Consider the following 3,214-nt stretch of genomic DNA (forward strand, 5'->3'; position numbering starts at 1 on the left):
TTCAGAACTAACACAGTGGACGCGAGCAACTGAGGACAAGCCCTCGGCCTATTAGTACCAGTCAGCTCCACCCGTTACCGGGCTTCCACATCTGGCCTATCAACCCAGTCGTCTACTGGGAGCCTTACCCTCTCAAGGAGGTGGGAATACTCATCTTGAAGCAGGCTTCCCGCTTAGATGCTTTCAGCGGTTATCCCTCCCGAACGTAGCCAACCAGCCATGCCCTTGGCAGGACAACTGGCACACCAGAGGTTCGTCCGTCCCGGTCCTCTCGTACTAGGGACAGCCCTTCTCAATATTCCTACGCGCACAGCGGATAGGGACCGAACTGTCTCACGACGTTCTAAACCCAGCTCGCGTACCGCTTTAATGGGCGAACAGCCCAACCCTTGGGACCGACTCCAGCCCCAGGATGCGACGAGCCGACATCGAGGTGCCAAACCATCCCGTCGATATGGACTCTTGGGGAAGATCAGCCTGTTATCCCCGGGGTACCTTTTATCCGTTGAGCGACGGCGCTTCCACAAGCCACCGCCGGATCACTAGTCCCGACTTTCGTCCCTGCTCGACCCGTCGGTCTCACAGTCAAGCTCCCTTGTGCACTTACACTCAACACCTGATTGCCAACCAGGCTGAGGGAACCTTTGGGCGCCTCCGTTACCCTTTGGGAGGCAACCGCCCCAGTTAAACTACCCATCAGACACTGTCCCTGATCCGGATCACGGACCGAGGTTAGACATCCAGCACGACCAGAGTGGTATTTCAACGGCGACTCCACAACCACTGGCGTGGCTGCTTCAAAGTCTCCCACCTATCCTACACAAGCCGAACCGAACACCAATATCAAACTGTAGTAAAGGTCCCGGGGTCTTTCCGTCCTGCTGCGCGAAACGAGCATCTTTACTCGTAGTGCAATTTCACCGGGCCTATGGTTGAGACAGTCGAGAAGTCGTTACGCCATTCGTGCAGGTCGGAACTTACCCGACAAGGAATTTCGCTACCTTAGGATGGTTATAGTTACCACCGCCGTTTACTGGCGCTTAAGTTCTCAGCTTCGCACACCCGAAAGTGCACTAACCGGTCCCCTTAACGTTCCAGCACCGGGCAGGCGTCAGTCCGTATACATCGCCTTACGGCTTCGCACGGACCTGTGTTTTTAGTAAACAGTCGCTTCTCGCTGGTCTCTGCGGCCACCCCCAGCTCACGGAGTAAATCCGATCACCAGTGATGGCCCCCCTTCTCCCGAAGTTACGGGGGCATTTTGCCGAGTTCCTTAACCATAGTTCACCCGAACGCCTCGGTATTCTCTACCTGACCACCTGAGTCGGTTTAGGGTACGGGCCGCCATGAAACTCGCTAGAGGCTTTTCTCGACAGCATAGGATCATCCACTTCACCACAATCGGCTCGGCATCAGGTCTCAGCCTTATATGAGGGACGGATTTGCCTACCCCTCGGCCTACACCCTTACCCCGGGACTACCACCGCCCGGGCTGGACTACCTTCCTGCGTCACCCCATCGCTTACCTACTACAAGTCTGGTTCGTCGGCTCCACCACTTTCCTTTCCCCGAAGGGTCCGGAACGGCTTCACGGACTTAGCATCGCCTGATTCGATATTGGGCGTTTCAAAGCGGGTACCGGAATATCAACCGGTTGTCCATCGACTACGCCTGTCGGCCTCGCCTTAGGTCCCGACTTACCCTGGGCAGATCAGCTTGACCCAGGAACCCTTAGTCAATCGGCGCACACGTTTCTCACGTGTGTATCGCTACTCATGCCTGCATTCTCACTCGTGAACCGTCCACAACTAGCTTCCGCTGCTGCTTCACCCGGCACACGACGCTCCCCTACCCATCACAGCAGGCGTTGGCCCTATTGCTGCAATGACACGACTTCGGCGGTACGCTTGAGCCCCGCTACATTGTCGGCGCGGAATCACTTGACCAGTGAGCTATTACGCACTCTTTCAAGGGTGGCTGCTTCTAAGCCAACCTCCTGGTTGTCTCTGCGACTCCACATCCTTTCCCACTTAGCGTACGCTTAGGGGCCTTAGTCGATGCTCTGGGCTGTTTCCCTCTCGACCATGGAGCTTATCCCCCACAGTCTCACTGCCGTGCTCTCACTTACCGGCATTCGGAGTTTGGCTAAGGTCAGTAACCCGGTAGGGCCCATCGCCTATCCAGTGCTCTACCTCCGGCAAGAAACACACGACGCTGCACCTAAATGCATTTCGGGGAGAACCAGCTATCACGGAGTTTGATTGGCCTTTCACCCCTAACCACAGGTCATCCCCCAGGTTTTCAACCCTGGTGGGTTCGGTCCTCCACGAAGTCTTACCTCCGCTTCAACCTGCCCATGGCTAGATCACTCCGCTTCGGGTCTAGAGCGTGCAACTCAATCGCCCTATTCGGACTCGCTTTCGCTACGGCTTCCCCACACGGGTTAACCTCGCTACACACCGCTAACTCGCAGGCTCATTCTTCAAAAGGCACGCAGTCACGACTGCATGTGCAAGCACATACAGCGACGCTCCCACGGCTTGTAGGCACACGGTTTCAGGTACTATTTCACTCCGCTCCCGCGGTACTTTTCACCATTCCCTCACGGTACTATCCGCTATCGGTCACCAGGGAATATTTAGGCTTAGCGGGTGGTCCCGCCAGATTCACACGGGATTTCTCGGGCCCCGTGCTACTTGGGAGATTCTTAAGCAAGCCGCTGATGTTTCGTCTACGGGGGTCTTACCCTCTACGCCGGACCTTTCGCATGTCCTTCGACTACATCAACGGTTTCTGACTCGCCGACCGGCCGGCAGACCGATCAAAAGAATTCCCACAACCCCGTATGCGCAACCCCTGCCGGGTATCACACGCATACGGTTTGGCCTCATCCGGTTTCGCTCGCCACTACTCCCGGAATCACGGTTGTTTTCTCTTCCTGAGGGTACTGAGATGTTTCACTTCCCCTCGTTCCCTCCACACTGCCTATGTGTTCAGCAGTGGGTGACAGCCCATGACGACTGCCGGGTTTCCCCATTCGGACACCCCCGGATCAAAGCTCAGTTGGCAGCTCCCCGGGGCCTATCGCGGCCTCTCACGTCCTTCATCGGTTCCTGGTGCCAAGGCATCCACCGTGCGCCCTTAAAAACTTGGCCACAGATGCTCGCGTCCACTGTGTAGTTCTCAAACAACGACCAGCCACCCATCACCCTAC

At 56.5% G+C, this 3,214-nt stretch carries 1 rRNA gene; it reads right to left on the reverse strand.

The features are described 5' to 3' along the window. Positions 1–31: 31 nt before the first annotated feature. Positions 32–3,155: ribosomal RNA gene (locus AB0M92_RS39030) — 23S ribosomal RNA — on the reverse strand. Between the last annotated feature and the right edge of the window lie 59 nt (positions 3,156–3,214).

Source organism: Streptomyces sp. NPDC051582 (assembly GCF_040681715.1).
GTDB lineage: Bacteria > Actinomycetota > Actinomycetes > Streptomycetales > Streptomycetaceae > Streptomyces.